This window comes from Actinoplanes sp. NPDC026619 (assembly GCF_040638295.1).
In the GTDB taxonomy this organism is placed as follows: domain Bacteria; phylum Actinomycetota; class Actinomycetes; order Mycobacteriales; family Micromonosporaceae; genus Actinoplanes.
Map to the genome: position 1 here is coordinate 618,995 of NZ_JBEZYA010000001.1, position 18,420 is coordinate 637,414.

Sequence of the window (18,420 nt, forward strand, 5' to 3'; positions counted from 1 at the left end):
GGTTCCGCACGCACGGTGACCTCACTTTGTGCACGGAGCGCAACCGGATCATCCCCTCTTGCGTGACTTCTTCATGATCAGATCGGCCCGGATCCGGGCGCCGGTCCGCATCAGCCGCCAGCCGTCCCGGAATCGGCCGCGCCAGAAGCGCATCCGGCCGAGGTTGAGCATCGCGGCCTCGTTCTCGGCGTCGGCGGCCCGCGCGTACCACTGCTCCGCCTCGGCCTTTTCCCCGCGCTTCATGAGGACGTTGCCGAGCGAGTTCATGCCGCTGGAGTCGCCGTCCTCGGCGAGCCGCCGCGCCAGTTCCTCCACGGCCGGCCAGTCGCCGCGCCGGCGCAGGAGGGTGGTGAGGGGAATCCCCGCCTCGGTGAAGCCGGCGTCGAGCGCGCGGCGGTACCACCGTTCCGCCTGCGCGTCGTCACCCCGGTCCTCGAACCCGGCGGCCAGGCCGTACATCGCGCCGGTGTGGCCACGCTTGACCGCCCGCCGGAGCCACTTCTCGCCCTCCTCCGCCCGGCCCTGCTTCGCCAGCATCTCGCCGAGATGAGCCATCGCGCCGACGTCGCCCTGCTCGGCCCCGAACTCGACCAGCCGCAGCGTCTCCGCATCGTCGTCGACCAGATGCGCGAGGTCGTGCGCCACGTCGCCGATGCCGTTCTCGAACGCCTGCCGGTACAGCGCCCGTGCCTCGTCGTCGTTCCCGCGTTTCTTCTCGATGCCCGCGAGGTTGGCCATCGCGGTCGCGACCCCGGCCTCCGCGCCTCGGCGGAAGAACACCATCGCCTCGTCCTCGTCGCCGCTGTCCAGCTTGGCGACACCGAGGCTGTTCAGCGCGTCGACGTGGCCGGCCGCCACCGCCCGGGTGGCCCACGACTCGAAGGTGGCCAGATCACCGGCGTCCCGGGCCCGCAGGGCGAGGCGGTTCATGCCGCCGCCGTTGCCGGCCTCGGCGGCCGCCTCGTACCACCGGGTGGCCTCGTCACGACGCCCGGCGGCGGCCTCGAACTGGCCGAGCACGACCATCGCGTCGGAGTTCCCCGCCTCGATCGACCGCCGCACCCACCGCAGCGCCTCCTTCTTCCGGCCGGTCTCGTACCGGACGATGCTGAGCAGGAGCATCGCCGGCGATCGGCCGGCCGTGGCAGCGCGGCCGAGCGCCCGCAACGCCACCGGCCGGCGCGACTGCTGCAGCGCCGCGATCGCGATGCTCAGGCAGGTGTCCTCGGCGGCCTGATCGGCGAGCGTCCACCACGACGTCTCCGGCACCGGGTGGCCCGTCTCCCGCGCGGCCTGTTCGACGAGCATGTCGTTGACCTGGAAGCCGTCCACCTCGGCGGCCCGGCTGCCGACCGGGACCAGCGGCGCGACGCCGGTGCGCGGCCGGACGGCCAGCGACGCCCAGGCCAGGGCGCTCGCCAGCCAGTCGCCGGTGAGGGCGGCGAGCTGGGTTGCGGTCAGATAGTGCGGAATCAGCGCGGCCAGCAGCTCAGCCGGGATGGTTGCCGGATGCCCGCACCGCCGGGCGTCGATCGCCGCCGAGATGGCGGCCGCGCCGGCCGGGTCCTCGGCGAGCTGCCATCGCTGGAGCAACTCCGATCGGCAGGCCAGGGACTGGGTGATGGCCTCCTCGGTGCCGATCACCTCGGCCAGCCGGGGGTCGAGGCCGGCCCGGTCACGGGCCCGCTCCTGCTCGGCCGCCGAGAACGGCGTCACCGCGACCCGCTGAGCCGCGCTCAGGATACGGCGGCTCTGGTTGACCGCGTCCCACTGCTCGCTCGGCATCTCGGTGCCGAGGAGCCGGGCCAGCCGGCCGGGCCAGATCGTGCCGATGATGATCACTTCGCGCCGTCCGGAGAGGAGGCTCTGGATCGTCGAGACGGTGAGCCCGCCCGGCTCGTGGAGGTACTCCTGGATCTCGTCCAGCACGATGATCGTCCCGGCCGGGATCCGGTCGTCCGCGACCGCCGTGTTGAGCTGCTCGGCGGAGGCCGGGACCAGCACCCGCCACCGGCCGAGCACCGCCTTGGCCGCCTCGAACGCGGACCGGGACTTGCCGGCGGCCGAGTCGCCCACCAGCAGCACGAACCCGCCCGACCGGCGCATCGATTCGAGCATCTGCCGCAGTTGCGGGTCGAAATCGCGCGGAACGTACACCGGTAGATCGGGATCGAGCGAATTGCGGCCCGGCCGCTGCAAGGGAATGGCCGGATGAATGCCGAATGTGCCGAGCCGGTCGACGTCCTTGGCGCGGGGCAGCCGGCCGAACTTGACCGGGTCCGGATGCGGTTTGTCGCGCTCGAGACGAGATTGAACCGAATACAGCAGAAGCGCGGCAAGAATCGCGGCCCCGGCCGAACCGGCCATCCAGGCGAAGGGATGCAGCCGGATGTGCTCCAGGCCCAGCGGCCACCGGCCCGCCACGTTCGTCGCCGCGTTGGTCGCCACCGCGAGGATCGCGGTCACCGTCGTGGCGATCGCCACCGCCACCACGAAGAAAAGCGCCCAAAGGGCTTTTCGCCACATCAATCGCACGACTCCTCGCAGTGGACCGATGTCCATTTAACTACGCCGGGCAATTGATCACCCGAATCGGTGAATGCGAAAGAGAATCAGCTCCGGCGCTGCCACCAGCGGCGTTTCGGCGGCTCCGGCTCGGGCGGCGCCGGGGTGGCGGCGCGGGTCAGGACCGCCGCGGCCAGGGTCCGCTCGCCGGGCGTGCAACCCGGGGTGATCAGCATCAGCTGGGCCAGGGAATCCTCGATGGTGACCACGCGCGGCGCGGCCATCGCGGCGTCCAGCCGGGCCCGGACCAGGTCGTGCACCTCGGCGCGCCGGCGCGGTTCCCGGTAGGCGGTCGTGATCAGGGCGAACAGCGCCGCGTCCGACACCCAGTCCTCGGCGCCGAAGGCCAGGTCGGCCAGCGCCTCGCGGCCCTCGTCGCCGTGCCGGAGCAGGGCCAGGCACACCCACGGCTGCAGCAGGCGGTACCAGTAGGTCGGGGTCGTCCGGGCCAGGTGCTGCCAGCGGCGGGTCTCCGGCGGCGGGGGCAGGTGGGCGAGCAGGCCGAGCAGGTCGGCGATCGGCAGCTTGCCCAGCGGCTCGGCCTGCAGGTAGCCGGACAGCGGCGACGGCCACGGCTCGCCGGCCACCTCGTGCAGCTTGTCGACCGCCTCGGCGGACGGCGCGGGGACGGCCGGGACCGGGCGGATGCCGTCGTAGCGCCACGCCTTGTACCGCCCGGAGCGCAGCGGGATCCGGATGTCGGGCGACGGGAACTCGTCGATGGCGATGTCGACCGGGCCGGCCACCCGCTGGCAGGCGGCGGTCGCGCTGGGCGGCTCGGCCGCCGACACGGCCAGGCCGGTGAGCGTCATCTCCTCGCCCTCGACCCGGCGGCGGCCGACCTCGTCGGCCACGTTGCAGAGCGCCTCGCCGGGCATCGGCACCCAGTTCAGCCAGGGGCGCTGCGCGCACGCCGCGGCGAACAGCATCTCGGTCGTGCCGCACGGGTGCGGGTCGTCAAGGACGGCGACCAGCGCCGCGATGTCTCCGGTCTCGCGGAACCGCACCGCGTGCCGGGCGGCATCGCGGTGCGGGAAGCGCGCGTCGCCGGCCAGGCCCCGCAGGTCGGCATCCGGGTCACCGGAAAACATGGCGCGGAGCTTACAACGGGGCCGGGCCGGCGACAGGTGCTACTGGACCGCCAGCACGATCGCGCCGGACCAGGTGCCGCCGGCCCGCGGGTTCACCCGGACGCCATCGACGGTCATCACCAGCTGCCGGCCGTGCGGCGCGGTCACCGCGGAGCCGGCCCCCAGGGTCAATTTCGTGAGGTACGACGTGCCGGTCACGGTCCAGTCGGCGCCGCCGGTCAGCGCGACGAGCGCGCCGTTGTTGACCGCCGCGGCCGGGGTGTCGGTGACCACGCCCAGCTCCTGGTAGTCGGCCGAGGTGATGGTGGCGACCCGGTGGCGGGATACCGCCGAGGTGACCCGGCCGGCCAGGCTGCCGCCGTCGAGGGTGAGCACCAGGTTCTTCCCGGTGGCCGCGCTGCCCCGGATCGCGTTGTAGAAGTCACCCTTCAGCGCGATGTCGGTGAACGTGGCGACCGCGTCGGCGCCGTGCGCCGCGGTCACGTCGAACGACGCGGCCTTGGCCGGTGTCCCGGCCGGCTCGGTGTAGACCCCGGTGTTGACCAGCTTGCCGTCGACCATCTGCGGCCCCGGATCATCGTCCTCGATCATTTGCAGGAGTACGCCGTCGGCCGGGTTCAGCCGGGCCCCCTTCGACCCGTCCACCGTGATGCCGACCTGCTGCCCCTTGTCGAGGAAGGTGGCCCGCCGGGTGTTGATCACGGTGCCGCCGCTGACGTCCACGGTCCCGGCGCCGTGCCACATGACGCCCCATTTGTCAGAGTTGATGGTCGTCCGGCGCGGCGTGAGCCTCGCCAGCTCACTCGCCGAGAGCCCCAGGCCGAGCGACGAGTTCACGGACGACACCGCGGCCCGCGAACTGTCGCCGTAATAGAGCGACCCACCCCGGTTGATCGCCGCATAGGTGGCCACGTCGAGCGACGACCCGAGGAAGCGCTCGGTCGCGTTCCCGATGGCGTACGACCCGTAGCCGTCCTTCCCGGTGATCCGGACCGAGCTGTTGATCGAGGCGAGCTGGGTGTTCTGCCCGTTGTCGGTGGACAGCACGCCCCAGCCCTGCGACGAGATCGCCGAGTTGACGTAGGCGGCCTTGGTGCCGTTGCCGAGCAGGTTGGTGGCCCGCGCGTTGCCGGAGAGCCCGAGCATCCACGGCACGTCCTCCATCAGCGAGGTGTCGACCGTGGACACGTAGCCGGCCGGCAGCACCCCGTCGGCGGTGTGGATGCGGGAGTTCTTGACGACCACCGTGCTACCGCCGTCGGCCACGACACCGGTACGCACCGCGCCGCGGTTGTCGATGTCCGCGCCGTCGACGGTGAGACGGGCCCCGTTGTTGCCGACGATCGCCGCGCCGTACCCCACGAAATCGGATCGTCCGTTGCCGGTCAGGCTGATCCGAGGGTTGCGCAGAGCGTAGGTGGCGCCGTCGACGTAGACGCCGTTGAACGCCTCGCCGGTGGACGTGATGCTGCCGTCGCGCGCTACGGCGGCACGCACCGACTTGGCGTCGGCCACGCCCGACGGCCCGACGAAGACCGCCTGCCGGAACGGGAAGGTGAGCCCGCCGAACGCGACGTCGTTGGCCTCGGTCACCGACACGACGACGTCGCCGCGGTAGGTGCCGGGCACGATCGCCGTGGTGGTGGCGCCGGTGGCGGTGAGCTTCGAGCCCTGCTCGACGCCGTTCACGGTCAGGGTCAGCACGTCACCGGCGGGCGCGGCGATCGTCCCGCCCGCGGCGAGGGTGAGCGACGAGAGCTTGGTGGTCGACGGGACCAGCCAGGTCTCCCCGGCGGCGACGGTCCTGCGGGAGGTGGCGGTGGCGGCAGCCGGCGCGGCGCCGACGAGGACGAGCGGTATCGAAAGGGCGAGGGCCAGATGCGTCTTCACCAGCGCAGCTGACCACGGCCGCGTAACACGGCAGAAATATGCGATTCGCATACCAGGGATGGCCCACGCGGATGATTCAGCGCAGCTCCACAGCCACCTCATGGAGCACGGACAGGAACCACCGGTGCGCCGGGGAATCCTGCCGGGACGGATGCCACCACGCCGCCTCGGTCATCTCGGTCGGCGGGAACGGCGGCTCCACGACGACCAGCGCGTCCCCGGCGAACCGGCGGGCGATCCGCTCCGGCACCACCGCGACGGCGTCGGTGCCGCGCACCGCGAACAGCAGCGGCAGGAACCCGTGCACCCGGATGCTCACCCGCCGATCGATCCCCAGCTCGGCGACGGCCCGATCGGCCGGCGTCGGCACCCCGCCGGGAAAGACCGCGACGGCATGCGGCATCCGGCGAAAGGCCTCCAGACCCAGGAAACCACCCAGCAGGTACGGGTTGGAGCCGTCGGCCACACACACGAGACGGTCCCGGAACAGCTCCAGATGCTGCCCGGCGAATCCGTACCCCGGCGGCCCGACCAGCAGGTCCTGCCGGAGCAGCGCCCGCTCCGACCCGAGCAGGTCGTCGCCGAGCTCGGTGAACGCGAGCCGAACCCCGGGCGCGACCGCCTTGATCCGCCGGCGCACCGGCTCGTGCAGGACGGCCAGGGCGTAGTCGCTGAGCGCGACGGTCAGCGAGGACGTGCTGGTGGCCGGGTCGAACCCGCCGGTGACCCGCATGGCGTCGCCGAGCAGCCGCACCGACTCGCGCACCTGCGGCAGCAGCGATCGCGCGAACGGCGTCAACTCGAAATCGCGCCCGACCCGGACCAGGAGCTCGTCGCCGAAGTGCCGGCGCAACCGGGCCAGCGCCGCGCTCATCGCCGGCTGGCCCAGGTCGAGCCGCTCGCCGGCCCGGGTGACGTTTTCCTCCTCGAGGAGCGCACGCAGGGCGACCAGCAGGTTCAGGTCGACCGCGCCGAGAGCCACGACTTAGTGTGTCCCATGCGCGTCACCGGGACGAGTGTCGATCTCAACCTGTGCGTGGCCCTGGCCGCCCTGCTCGAGGAGCGCAACGTGACCCGGGCCGGCGAGCGGCTGACGATGAGCCAGCCGGCGATGAGCGCGGCGCTGGCCCGGTTGCGCGGCCACTTCGGCGACGAGTTGCTGCACCGTTCGGGTCGCGGCTACGAGCTGACCGAGCTCGGCGCGCAACTGCTCCCGGCCGTCCGCGAGGCTCTCGCCGCCGCCGAGGTGGTGCTCGGCCACCGCACCGATTTCGACCCGGCCACCAGCACCCGCCACTTCACCGTGGCCCTGTCCGACTACGCCGTCACGGTGCTGGCCGAGCCGCTGCTGGCCGCGCTCGCGGCCGAGGCCCCGCGGGTGGTGGTCGACCTGGAGCCGTTGCCGCCGGCCGGCTCCGACCTGCTCAACCATCTGGCCCGCTGCGATCTGATGGTGGGCCCGCTCGGCTACGGGCTCCCCGGCCGGCGCACGGTGGTGTTCCGCGATCACTTCGTCGGCATCGTGGCGGCCGGGCATCCGCGGCTGCGCGACGGGCGGCTCACCCTGGCCGACCTCAACGAGATGAGCCACGCGGCGCTGGGCAGCGGCGGCATGGACGGCACCCCGGCCGACCGGCTGCTGACCGAGCTCGGCGTTCGCCGCAACGTCGAGGTGACCGTGCAGGCCCTGCTGCCGCTGCCGGTCGTGGTCGCCGGCACCGACCTGGTCGCGTTCGTGCCGCGCCGGCTGGCCGAGCTGTGCCGCGAGCGCCTCGGCCTGGTGATCGCCGAGGTGCCGTTCCCGCCGCCGGAGCTGGTCGAGGCGGCGCACTGGCACCCGGCCCGCGCCGGCGACCCGGCCCTGACCTGGCTGCGCGACCTCATCGTGAACCTGGAGGAGCCCCATGCGAGCCGTCCTCGCTGACCTGTCCGTGCCGCGCTACCTGCTGACGGCGATCCCGGCCACCCGCCGGTTCGCCGGGATGCTGTCGCTGCGCGACGACGTGCCGGCGCCGGCGCTGCCGGATGCCCCGGGCTGGCTGCTGCTGCGGCCCGAGCTGGCCGGCGTCTGCGGCAGCGACGTCGCGGTCGCGCAGGCCAAGTCGTCGGTGGTGCTCAGCGCGTTCTACGCGGCCCGCAAGCAGATCCTGGGCCACGAGATCGTCGCGGTGGACGAGGCGACCGGCGAGCGGTTCGCGCTGGATCCGGTGATCTCGTGCGTGCACCGCGGGTTCGACCCGTGCCGCTCCTGCCGGGAGGGCCACCCGTACGTCTGCGAACGCTTCGACCAGCCCGGCGTGACCGGATGCCGGTCGCCGACGCAGGGTTTCGACGCCGCCCTGGGCGGCGGCTGGGGTGAGCTCGTCGCCGCCCACCGCTCCCAGCTGCACCCGGTCGGCCCGACGCCGTCGCGGCGGGCGGTGCTGGCCGAGCCCGCCTCGATCGCCCTGCACGCCGCCCTGCGCTGGCGCCGCACCGGCGACCGCGCCGTGGTGATCGGACCGGGCACGATCGGCCTGCTCACCGTCGCCGCGCTGCGCCGGCTGCACCCCGGCCTGGACATCACCGTGGTCGGGCCGGGCGCCCAGCGCGCGACGACCGGCGCCGACCGGGCCCTGGACTCCGGCCCGCACGTCGTCGAGGCCCTGGCCGAGCTGCACGGCGGCCGGGTGATCCGGCCGAAGATCACCAGGACACCGATCCTGGAGCAGGGCGTGGACGTGGTGTTCGACTGCGTGGCCCGGCCGCAGACCATCGACCTCGGGCTGCACCTGCTGCGCCCGACCGGCACGCTGGTGCTGGTGGGCGGGGCCGGGCGGCAGCGGGTGGACTGGTCGCTGGTGTGGAACCGGCAGCTCACCGTGCAGGGCACGGTCAACTCCGGCCCGGAGGAGACGCTCGGCGGGCGCACCACGATGTCGCAGGTGGTCGAGTGGCTGGCCGACCCGGCCTATCCGGTCGACGATCTCGTCACGCACACCTACGTGCTCCCCGAGTGGCGCACCGCCCTCGAGACGGCGGCGGCCGGGCCACGGGCGGGCGCGGTCAAGGTGACGCTGCGTGCCAACCCGGGCGTGCCGCTGGTGCCCTGACCGGTTCACGACGGCGGGCACACGGGTTCCTGACAACCGGCCGTGAACATCGGCGGGCATGAGACGACTTCTGTTGATTCCGGTCGCGATCGCGCTGGCGGCGGTGCCGTTCACGGCGTACGCAAGCGAAAGCGCGCCGGAACTCACCGTGCTCACCCCCGGCGGGGTTTTCCTCGCCAACATCGACGACGACGCCGGGCGATGCCAGGCCCCCGCGCGTGCCATCGCGACCAAGGCGGTGGCCCGGGAGGACGCCGAGGACGAGCGCTACAACCAGATCGCCGAACCGACCCCCGCGCAACGAGAGGCCCATCGCCATGCCCAGAACCTCGCCGACCGGCAGCTCGCGGCCTGCAACGACGCCGCCGACGAGATCGTCGACGGCGCCCGCGACGAACAGGACCTGGCCCGGCTTCGCGCTTCCTGGCCCGGGGTTCCGGCCGGCGCCACCGCGAAGCTGATCACCACCGGCAACGTCCGGCTCTTCGTCAAGCGGCAGCGCTGGGAGGTGGCCACCACGCTCACCGCGGCCGAGCTGCGCACCGGCGTCGACCTCGGCCTGGAGGGACGCGACGTCGTGCGGGACCGCGCGGTCTGGGACGGCAGCGCATCGGTCACGCTCCGCGTTTCCGCCGGCAAGACGATTTCGGTACGCCTTCGTGAAGCGCCCGTGCACACCCAGCTGAACACCGCCCGCCTCGACCGCGTGCTCGCCTCGACCGCCGACGACGCCAACGGCAAAGAATGGCGGGCCGCGACCGCCGCCGTTCTCCCGGCCGGGGTGCCGATGTCGGTGCTGGACACCGGCAACGACGACTGGATGCAGGACCTGTTCGAGCCCGGCTACCAGGTGATGGCCGGGCACGCGATGCGGGTGCTGATCCCCTCGGTCAACCAGGCGCACCGGGTGGCCGCCCGCGTCACCTACACCGAGCTGCGCGGGCCGGACGTCGGGGTCGTGCACATCCCGACGGTCCCGGTCGACGGCATCGACGACCTCAACACGTACGACTCGATGGGCAACCTGGAGACCGAGCCGGACGGCCGGATCGTCCTGGGCGGCACGCCGTCGCCGGAGGTCGTCACGTTCCTCCGGGCGCAGGGCGCCCTGATGTCCATCGTGGACACGAGCTGGCTCGAGATCGGGCACGTCGACGAGTTCATCCAGTTCCTGCCGGTCGCCGGCGGCTGGAAGGCCATCGTGGCCGATCCGACGACCGGCCTCGCCCTGCTCGGCAGCGTCCCGGCCGGCACGCTGCTGCACGGCGGCCTGCCCGAGCTGGGCGACTACTCGCCGCGGATCGACCAGCGCACGGCCGGCGAGTTCCGGGCCGACGAGCAGTTCACCGACACCAACCGGCAGGCCGCGGCGAAGATCGACGCGGCGATCGCGGCGCTGGGCCTGCCCGCCTCGCGGATCGTCCGCATCCCGACGCTGTTCACCGCGCGTGGCTTCGACTGGGCCCTGGCCAAGACCGAGATCGACGAGATGCCGCCCGGCCCGGACAAGGACCGGGAGCTGGCCGGCCTGGCCGCGCGCCGGACCGCCTCCGCGGAGACGCCCAACCCGATCAACGGCCTGCTCGCGGGCGACGGCCGCTACGTGGCGCCGAAGCCGTTCGGCCCGCTGCTCGGCGGCCGCGACATCTTTGCGTCGGCCATCACCGAGGCGATGCGTACGATCGGCTACCGGGTCACCTTCGTCGACGACCTGACCTCCGCGCACGTCTCCCTGGGTGAGATCCACTGCTCGACCAACACGTTCCGCGAGATACCCTGACGGTTACCGTTCAGTAATTGGATTCAGGGGCATTGGATTCAGGGGCATTGGATTCGGGGGCACGGGATGATCACCGGTACCGCCCAGGCCGAGGCCTGGAAACGACGGGTCCTCCCGCCGGTCGAGGAGCCCCGGCCGGGCATCTGGTCGATCCCCGTGCCCATCCCGGACAACCCGATGCGCTACACCCTCAGCTACGCCTTCCCCGACGACGACGGCCTGATCGTGGTCGACCCCGGGTGGGACGGCGACGAGGCCCGGCAGGCCCTGATGGCCGGGCTCGCCACGGCCGGCGCGACCGTGGCCGAGGTGACCGGCATCGTGGTCACCCACGTGCACCCCGACCACCACGGGATGAGCGGCTGGCTGCGCGGCGAGTCGGGCGCGTGGATCGGCATGCACCCGGTCGAGGCGGCCACGCTCCCGGCGCGGGCCTGGCGCGGGCGCAATCCCGGCATCGACCCCGATTGGCTGCTCCGGCACGGCGTACCGTCGGCGGAAGTTGATCTTTTGGTGGTTCGGCCCGATCGGATGGCCGCGCTGCTGGAGATGCCCGAGCCGGACCGCGAGATCAACGACGGCGACCGGTTGCCACTGGCCGGCCGGTCGCTACGCGCCGTGTGGACGCCCGGGCACACACCGGGTCACCTGTGCCTGCACGACGCCGAGGCCGGCGTCCTGCTGACCGGCGACCACCTGCTCCCCCGGATCAGCCCGAACGTGGCGGTGCTGCCGACCTCGTCGGGCGACCCACTGGGCGACTACCTGGGGTCACTGTCCCGCTCGGACCGCTACGCCGGCGACGAGGCGTTGCCGGCCCACGAATACCGGTTCCGGGGAATCCCGTCCCGGGCCGCCGAACTGATCGAGCACCACGACGCGCGCGGCGCCGAGATCCTGCAGGCAGTCGACTCCCTGGCCGAACCGACGGGCTGGGCAGTGGCATCACAGCTGACCTGGTCACGGGGCTGGGACGCCCTGCACGGCATGCTGCGGCGAATGGCCCTGGCCGAAACCCTCGCACACCTGAACCACCTGGCGACGACCGGCGCCCTGAAGTGCCTACCCGGCACCCCAGCCCTATGGCAGCGAGCCTGACCGCACCGCCACCCAGCGCCCGCTCAGCCCCGCCACCCCGCACTCCGACACAGGCCGCCCGCCACCGCCCGACGTATTGCGGCACAGCCCGGTGGCCGCGCTCACGCCATTGCCAGCAGCGCCAATCCCATGCCCGCGCTCATGGTGCCGTGGCACAGCGCCGACCAATCCGGCGGTCGAGGGTCGGCCCCCGCGGCCGCCGACAGCCGGCCGAGCCGCATGCCCCGCACCACCCACCACACCGAGGCCGCCACGAGATAGGCGCCGAGCCCGGCGCTGACCCAGTTCCGCGGCATATGGTGCATGTGGTGCGACCCGCTCGGGGCGGCCGCGCTCATCCACACCATGGCGCCCATGGCAGTGGCGAAGAACAACGGAACCACCCGCCGAACCTCCACCGCCCGCGCCAGGAACCACCCCGCCGACAGCGTGAACACGGTGATCCAGACACTCTCCGGCACCGCATGACCCCACGGCCAGATCATCACGATCATGGCAAGCCCCATCACCAGGTGCAGCACGTCCTCATGCCACGGTTCCGCCCGCCACAGCCACCGCACCAGGTGAAAGCCCGCCGCCCCACCGAACGCCAGCGTCAACATCCATCGAAGCGACTCAAGACCGATCATCGAGGGACGTCCTCCCGCGCCGCCGTTCCGTTCACCCCAAGCTAGGCGAAACACGATCAACAAGTCAGTCCCGATTCCGGGTGACCACCACAGCCCCGACAAGCACACGTCGGACGGCCCGCCCTCCGTCCGCCCCCAGCCTCGATCTAGGAGAGTTCGTGCGCGCTGCTCGCACCAACTCCCCATGATCGAGGCCTCGGCGAATCACCGGGGTCCGCGCCGGCCCGTGCGCATGTTCGGCCCGCGTCGGCCGCGCCGGCAGAAATCGCCCCTCCTCCAACTCAGCTTTCCGATCCGGCAACGGACACGAGAGCCCTTGCCTGGCCTGATGCAATAGCCGTTTGATTGGTCAAACAACTGCCCTGCCTGCTTTCTGGAATTGGCATGATCATCGCTTATAGGCGCCCTCCTCGGCGCGAGATAATGTATTCATGCGGCACCCAGGCGGTCAGGTGATCGGCGTTCGGCAGCTCCAGTTCTTCACCAACTGCGAGCTGGCCGCTATGCGTGACCGAACGAAAGCCCGCAATTATTCGCCGGAGGCTGACGAGTTTCGCCGTGAGCACGCGCGTCATCGGCGGTGGGGGCTTGCACGGCGCCATGCCCGGAAGCTGTGCCGGTCGAACGGTTGCTCGGCCGAGTGCGCCGCGGTGGGCCTGCATGACGACTTCGAAGAGATTCCGCCCCTGGCCCGGGACGCCGAGACCACCACCGAACGGCCGCCGCAGCAGGTGCCGGGCGGCAGGGCCAGGGTCGTGCCGCCGAGTCATGCACAACAGCCAGACCGCGCCGGCGTCACCGATCAAGCACCCATCGCCCGCGAGACCGATCAAACAGCGAAGCCCAAACCCGCGCGCCAGACCGACGTAGCGAACCAGCCGCAAGCAGCACGTCAAACGCAGGCAGCCCACGCAGAAGCAGCGGACCAGGTCACGGCAGCAGGCCACACGCAAGCAGCGGACCAGGTCATGGCAGCAGGCCGCCCGCAAGCAGCGCGTCAAACGCAGGCGACCGCCCACACAGAGGCAGCCGACCAGACCCTGGCGGCCAGCCGAGCGGAGGCGGCTGACCAAGCGGAAGTAGCGAGTCCGGCGTTGGGGGTGAGTCCGGCGGGGGTGGCTGATCGGGCGGAAGTAGCCGATCAGGTCGCGTCGGCACATCGGTTTCAGGCAGGTGGCCACGGTGGATCTGCGGTGCCCGGCGAACGGCGTCGACCGTCGGGTGCCGTCGGGCGGTCAGGACCTGGCCGCCGCCTGCGGCTCTCCCTGAAACTGGCATCAACCGGCCGCGCACGGGCAGTCGGCATTGCGGTGCCGCCGGGGACGGCCGGCCTGCGTCGGCACGGCGTCACGGCGTGCGCCGGTTACCGACCGCCACCGGCGCCGCAGCGTCTTCGAACGGCACCCCGTGGAAGTGGCCGGGGGCGCCGTGCTGTCGGCCAGAACAGCAATCGGGGAAATGCGCGCCCGCCGCCGCCCGGAGAAGACAACAATAACCATCCGCAGGCTCGCGCGGAACTCGATAAACCTTTCATGGCAGCGGGCAGAAATGCGTGGGTATTTTCGCGGCATTGGTGAGATTCGCCCTGAGGCGGGCGGGCCGCGATAAGTAGAGAGCACTTACCGGCGAACTGCGGATAGTCCCCGCGCGGTCGGAGATCTCATGGCTTCTTCGTGACCGTCAGGGTGGTGATCGGGGTGCTGTTCAGCGCTTCGATCGGGGTGCTGGCTGTTGCGCCCCACGTGCCGTTGGCTATGGCGGCGTCGCGGGTGGAGACCAGGTTGGCGTAGTCCGACTTGGGTAGGCGGTCGAGCCGTAGCTTCCAGGCCACGCCGGTTCCCTCCGGCTTGGAGGCGCCCAGGTAGACCGTGTAGGGGGCTGCCTGGCCCCCGATGATGTCTAGTTTGCCGTCCAGGTAGCAGAGGCCGGCCACGCAGATCGACAGGGAGACGACCGTGCCTGTCGCGGCTGTGTCCGCCGGGGAGACGGTGAACTTCGCGTCGAACGGCCACGGCACGGTGCTGTTGTCTGCCGGCGAGACGATGCGGGTGCGTACGGCTGCGGTGGTTGTTGTTTTGACCGGGGGTGGCGCGGCTGCGCTGGTTCGTGTGGCGGTCGGGGTGGGCGCTGTGCTCGCGGTGGGCGACGCCGTTGCCGATGTGGGTGGCGCCGCGCCGAGGCCGCGGGACGCCGGCAGTGTGGTGGCCGCGGTCGGCAGTGGGACCGCGGTCAACTCGGACGGCTTCTTCCGGTCGCCGGGGCGCACCAGCACCGCGACGAGCGCGAGCACCACGACGACGGCTACCCCGGCGAGCACCCACGGCAGTCGCTTCCTGGCCGGACCCGTGGGCGGACCCGAAACGGTGGCCTGATCCGAGGCCCAGGATGAGAACGGGGCCGGGGCCGAACCCGGAGCCGGAACGAAGGCCGGGGCCGAAGCCGCAGCCGAGGCCGGGGCCTGGGTCGGGGCCTGGGTCGGGGCCTGGGTCGGAGCCTGGGTCGGAGCCGGAGTTGGCGGGGAGGGCGACTGCACCCAGGGCAGTGGGGGGACCGGGGCGGTTGGTGGGGTGGGCGCGAGTGGGGCGGGTGGGGGCTCGGTGAACGCGGCTGCGGTGAAGGCTGGGGCCGTTGCCGGCTCGGCTGGGGGTGCTGAGTCGCCGGTGTCCAGGTAGGAGCGGGCCCGCTGCACCGCCCAGTGGGAGGCGCCCAGCGCGGCCGGCCCCCGCGCGGCCACCCGGGTGAACTGGGCGCGGGCCTCGTGCCGGTTGTCCAGTTGCTCGGCGGCCGCGCCGAGGTCGTGTGCCAGCATCACGCCCAGCGGGTCGGTGTCGCTCAAGCGGTGGCCGCCCGCCACCGCCTCCTCGAGGAGGCGGCGCGCGGCTGTCGGGTCGCCCGCGCGGGTGTGCAGGCCGGCCAGCTGGCGCATCGTCTCCAGCAGTTCGGGGTCGCCGTCGGCCAGCCGGGGACGGCCGGCCTCGACGACGCCCGTGAGCAGGGCGCGTGCCCCGTCCAGGTCGCCGGCGTCGGCGGCGGCCTGTGCCTGTTGGCGGGCTTGCGGGAAGGCGGGCGACTCGAGCACCCCGCCATGCTGCCCGCCGGCGGGGAATCGCGCCATCCCGTGTGGAAGACGTCGCAGCGGGGCAGGATCGGGGGTATGCGACTTGATCTTTCGGGTAGGACGGCGCTGGTCACCGGGTCCACGCAGGGCATCGGGCGGGCCATCGCGGCCGGGCTGGCGGCGGCGGGGGCGCGGGTCGGCGTCAACGGGCGGTCGGCGGAGTCGGTGGAGCGGGCGATCGCGGGTCTGCCGGCGGGTGATTTCGTGGCGGTGCCGGCCGATGTGGCCACCGAGCAGGGCGCGGCCGGGGCCGTGGCGGCGCTGCCCGAGGTGGACATTCTCGTCAACAACCTGGGGATCTTCGGGGCGCAGCCGGCACTGGAGATCACCGACGACGAGTGGCGGCGGTACTTCGAGGTCAACGTGCTGGCCGCGGTGCGGTTGACCCGGACCTATCTGCCGGGGATGCGGGAGCGCGGCTGGGGGCGGATCCAGTACATCGCCAGCGACTCGGCGGTGGTCACGCCGGCCGAGATGATCCACTACGGGATGACCAAGACGGCGCTGCTCGCGGTCTCCCGGGGCTTCGCCAAGGAAGCCGCCGGGTCGGGTGTGACCGTCAACAGCGTCATCGCCGGGCCGACGCACACCGGTGGCGTGGAGGATTTCGTGCGCTCGCTGGTCGGCGACGATCTGCCGTGGGACGAGGCGCAGCGCGAGTTCATGCGCAAGCACCGGCCGCAGTCGCTGCTGCAGCGCCTCATCGAGCCGGAGGAGATCGCCAACATGGTCGTCTACCTGGCGTCGCCGCAAGCGTCAGCCACCACCGGCGGCGCGGTGCGGGTGGACGGCGGCTACGTGGACGCGATTCTTCCCTAGAACCAGAAAATCAGGAGGACGCGGGCAGCAGCTCGTCCAGCGACGGGGTCTTCTTGAAGATGCCGTCCTTGTGGCCGAGCTGCGCCACCTTCTCCAGCGACGTCCGGTTGATGTTCTCCGGCCAGCTCGGCAGGATCATGCTGATCCGCACGGTGTCGTTGATCGGGGCGTACGTGCCGACGATGTCCCGGACCTCTTCGGGGTGCCCGGCGGAATAGTCGAGGGACTCCCGGATCGCGTCGGTGAAGTCCGCGACCAGCTTCGGGTCCCTGGCGATCGTCGCCTGGCTGGTGAAATAGAGCGCCACCGTCAGGTCGGCGGCGGTGTCGACGAAGTTGGACGCCACCACGTTGCCGCCCGAGGTGAGGATCTCGGAGAGCTGCGGCTCCACCACCCAGGCCGCGTCGACCTTCCCGGCTCGCAGCGCGCCCGCCATCTGCGGGAACGGGATCGCCTGGAATTTGAGGTCGGTGGCGTCGCCGCCGGCCTTGCGCACCGACTGGCGCACGGTGGTGTCGCCGATGTTCTTGAGGATGTTCACGCCGATCTTCTTGCCGACCAGGTCCTTGGCGGTGTGGATCGGGCTGCCGTCGCGCACCACGACGGCGGAGAAGTCGCGTCCGGCCCGGCCGGTGGAGGCGACCCCGCTGGCCACCGCCTTGAGTGGGGCGCCGTCGGACTGGGCGGCCATCAGCGAGGTCACGTTGCTGAAGCCGAACTGGTACTTCCCGGCGATCACGCCCTTGACGATCGGGCCACCGCCCTGTTCGGCGGTGAGGCTGAGGTCGATGCCGCGTTTCGCGAAGAATCCCTTGGCCTTGCCCAGATAGATCGGGGCCACGTCGATGATCGCGATGACCCCGACGTCGACCTTGACCCCGGCCGGCGCTGCGTGGTCGGCCTTGGCGCCCGAGGAGCAGGCGGACGACGCGAAGAGCGTCGCGAGCAAGGCAACGGCGGCGAGGGTACGACGCATGTCCACTCCTGGATTTCGTCGGCGCGAATCACGCGCCCGGCGACGAACCCTATGCCGATCTTCCTACTTAAGCGACTACCAAATCGGCTAATAGTTGTGGCGGGTTTACGCAACGTCACGACGTCGGGAAGCTGATCCGGGCGACGACGCCGGATCCCCGGACACTGTGCAGGGTCAGCGACGCGCCCTGCGCCTCGCAGATCCGGCGGCTGATCGAGATGCCCAGGCCGAGGCCGGCTTTCTCCTGGCGGCGGGCGTCGTCGCAGCGGTAGAACGCGGTGCCGAGCCGGCTCAGCTCGGTCTCGTCGAGGCCGGGACCCTGGTCACGGACCTCGATGGTGGGCTCCGGACCGGCCGACACCGACAGCACCACCGGCGCGCGCGGGCCGCCGTGGTGCAGGGCGTTGTTGAGCAGCTGCGACACCGCGATCTCGAGCAGTCGCTGGTCGGCGGTCACCCACACCGGCTGGCCGGGCAGGTCGAGCAGCACCCGGTCGGCGGCCGGCCCGACCTCGGCCAGCACCGAACGCATAGCGTCACGCAGATCCATCACGGTGCGTTCGCCGATCGGGGCGTGGCGCGACTGGTTGACCGCCCGGAGGAGGTTGTCGACGGTGCGGCAGAGGCGGTTCGCGTTACGGCGTACGGCCTCGGCCTGCCCGGTGAAGTCCGCGCCGATGGCGCCCGGGGTGTCGGCGAGCAGTTCCAACTGACCGCGGATGACGGTGAGCGGGGTGCGGACCTCGTGCGAGATCGCCATCACGACCTCGTCCTGGTCGATCGGCACCGGGAGCGGCTGCTGCTCGGTCAGCAGGTGGCGCAGCGCCGTCTCGGAGTCGATCCGCTTGGCGATGCGCTCGAGGAAGCGGATGGTGGTGGCCGCGTCGATCTCGCGGGGACCCGGGTCGAACACGCACAGCGCACCGACGATGTGCCCGTCGTAGTGCAGCGGCGCGGCGGCCAGGAACTTGACGTGGGCGGCGCCGGCGACCAGCGGGTGGCCGGCCATCCGCGGGTCGTGCGCGGCGTCGTCGACGGCGACCGCGTGGTCGGTCTCCGACACCATGTCGCACAGCGACGCCGACTTCGGCACGTCGCCGACGGACGGCATGCCGACCGCCGCGGCCACGTGTGCCTGGGTGTCCCCGACGACCTTGAGCGCGGCCATCGGCGCCCGGCAGATGTCGGCCACCATCTCCAGCACGTCGGGCACGTCGGCCACGGCCGCCCGGTAGCGAGCGGCGGCAATGTTCTGCGACTGTGCCTTACCTATGACCGACGTCCCCATTTTTCTTCCTCCCCGCGATTCGTTACAGCGAAAATCGGCAGGTCACGGGGAGGTCTCTGATTTCCGGAGGAGTA

At 71.8% G+C, this 18,420-nt stretch carries 13 protein-coding genes; 5 read left to right on the top strand and 8 right to left on the bottom strand.

The annotated features are described in order from the left end of the window. Positions 1-48 precede the first annotated feature (48 nt). From AB0E90_RS03025 to AB0E90_RS03040, 4 genes are all read right to left on the bottom strand, one after another. Positions 49-2,526 (bottom strand): tetratricopeptide repeat protein, encoded by a 2,478-nt coding sequence (locus AB0E90_RS03025; RefSeq protein ID WP_360398367.1) that lies wholly within the window; start codon positions 2,524-2,526, stop codon positions 49-51. Between the two features lie 86 nt (positions 2,527-2,612). Continuing rightward, positions 2,613-3,656, bottom strand: a complete 1,044-nt coding sequence (locus AB0E90_RS03030; protein ID WP_360398369.1) for a hypothetical protein — start codon at positions 3,654-3,656, stop codon at positions 2,613-2,615. 39 nt (positions 3,657-3,695) lie between these two features. Continuing rightward, complete coding sequence (locus AB0E90_RS03035; protein ID WP_360398371.1) at positions 3,696-5,546, bottom strand: hypothetical protein; 1,851 nt, start codon at positions 5,544-5,546, stop codon at positions 3,696-3,698. 76 nt (positions 5,547-5,622) lie between these two features. Then, on the bottom strand, positions 5,623-6,528 hold the full coding sequence (locus AB0E90_RS03040) for a LysR family transcriptional regulator (protein ID WP_360398373.1): 906 nt from the start codon (positions 6,526-6,528) through the stop codon (positions 5,623-5,625). A gap of 15 nt (positions 6,529-6,543) precedes the next feature. On the opposite strand from AB0E90_RS03040, the gene AB0E90_RS03045 reads away from it, so the two are divergent. From AB0E90_RS03045 to AB0E90_RS03060, 4 genes are all read left to right on the top strand, one after another. Continuing rightward, on the top strand, positions 6,544-7,470 hold the full coding sequence (locus AB0E90_RS03045; RefSeq protein ID WP_360398375.1) for a LysR family transcriptional regulator: 927 nt from the start codon (positions 6,544-6,546) through the stop codon (positions 7,468-7,470). Further along, positions 7,451-8,638, top strand: coding sequence for a zinc-binding dehydrogenase (locus AB0E90_RS03050; RefSeq protein ID WP_360398377.1), 1,188 nt, complete (start codon positions 7,451-7,453; stop codon positions 8,636-8,638). The genes AB0E90_RS03045 and AB0E90_RS03050 overlap by 20 nt, the downstream gene beginning before the upstream one ends. A gap of 58 nt (positions 8,639-8,696) precedes the next feature. Further along, entirely contained in the window at positions 8,697-10,418 is a 1,722-nt protein-coding gene (locus tag AB0E90_RS03055; RefSeq protein WP_360398379.1) for a protein-arginine deiminase family protein, read from the top strand. A 66-nt stretch (positions 10,419-10,484) separates the two neighbouring features. Continuing rightward, positions 10,485-11,516 (top strand): MBL fold metallo-hydrolase, encoded by a 1,032-nt coding sequence (locus AB0E90_RS03060; protein ID WP_360398381.1) that lies wholly within the window; start codon positions 10,485-10,487, stop codon positions 11,514-11,516. A 101-nt stretch (positions 11,517-11,617) separates the two neighbouring features. On the opposite strand, the gene AB0E90_RS03065 is transcribed toward AB0E90_RS03060, so the two are convergent. Further along, a complete protein-coding gene (locus AB0E90_RS03065; protein ID WP_360398383.1) occupies positions 11,618-12,118 on the bottom strand; it encodes a DUF5134 domain-containing protein in 501 nt (166 codons plus the stop codon). Between the two features lie 1,687 nt (positions 12,119-13,805). Beyond that, positions 13,806-15,224 carry a tetratricopeptide repeat protein gene (locus tag AB0E90_RS03070; RefSeq protein ID WP_360398385.1) on the bottom strand — a complete coding sequence of 473 codons (1,419 nt, stop codon included), beginning with the start codon at positions 15,222-15,224 and terminating at the stop codon, positions 13,806-13,808. A gap of 75 nt (positions 15,225-15,299) precedes the next feature. On the opposite strand from AB0E90_RS03070, the gene AB0E90_RS03075 reads away from it, so the two are divergent. Beyond that, a complete protein-coding gene (locus AB0E90_RS03075) occupies positions 15,300-16,082 on the top strand; it encodes an SDR family oxidoreductase (RefSeq protein ID WP_360398387.1) in 783 nt (260 codons plus the stop codon). Between the two features lie 10 nt (positions 16,083-16,092). Here AB0E90_RS03075 and AB0E90_RS03080 read toward each other — a convergent pair whose 3' ends face one another. Further along, positions 16,093-17,058: an ABC transporter substrate-binding protein gene (locus tag AB0E90_RS03080; RefSeq protein ID WP_360398389.1), complete on the bottom strand. Its 966-nt coding sequence runs from the start codon at positions 17,056-17,058 to the stop codon at positions 16,093-16,095. Between the two features lie 115 nt (positions 17,059-17,173). Further along, positions 17,174-18,346 (bottom strand): GAF domain-containing sensor histidine kinase, encoded by a 1,173-nt coding sequence (locus tag AB0E90_RS03085; RefSeq protein ID WP_360398391.1) that lies wholly within the window; start codon positions 18,344-18,346, stop codon positions 17,174-17,176. Between the last annotated feature and the right edge of the window lie 74 nt (positions 18,347-18,420).

Coding starts and splice junctions, on each gene's coding strand:
- AB0E90_RS03055 (WP_360398379.1), top strand. CDS start 8,697: ATGAGACGACTTCTGTTGATTCCGGTCGCGATCGCGCTGGCGGCGGTG.
- AB0E90_RS03080 (WP_360398389.1), bottom strand. CDS start 17,058: ATGCGTCGTACCCTCGCCGCCGTTGCCTTGCTCGCGACGCTCTTCGCG.
- AB0E90_RS03050 (WP_360398377.1), top strand. CDS start 7,451: ATGCGAGCCGTCCTCGCTGACCTGTCCGTGCCGCGCTACCTGCTGACG.
- AB0E90_RS03025 (WP_360398367.1), bottom strand. CDS start 2,526: ATGTGGCGAAAAGCCCTTTGGGCGCTTTTCTTCGTGGTGGCGGTGGCG.
- AB0E90_RS03030 (WP_360398369.1), bottom strand. CDS start 3,656: ATGTTTTCCGGTGACCCGGATGCCGACCTGCGGGGCCTGGCCGGCGAC.
- AB0E90_RS03060 (WP_360398381.1), top strand. CDS start 10,485: ATGATCACCGGTACCGCCCAGGCCGAGGCCTGGAAACGACGGGTCCTC.
- AB0E90_RS03075 (WP_360398387.1), top strand. CDS start 15,300: ATGCGACTTGATCTTTCGGGTAGGACGGCGCTGGTCACCGGGTCCACG.
- AB0E90_RS03045 (WP_360398375.1), top strand. CDS start 6,544: ATGCGCGTCACCGGGACGAGTGTCGATCTCAACCTGTGCGTGGCCCTG.
- AB0E90_RS03085 (WP_360398391.1), bottom strand. CDS start 18,346: ATGGGGACGTCGGTCATAGGTAAGGCACAGTCGCAGAACATTGCCGCC.
- AB0E90_RS03065 (WP_360398383.1), bottom strand. CDS start 12,118: ATGTTGACGCTGGCGTTCGGTGGGGCGGCGGGCTTTCACCTGGTGCGG.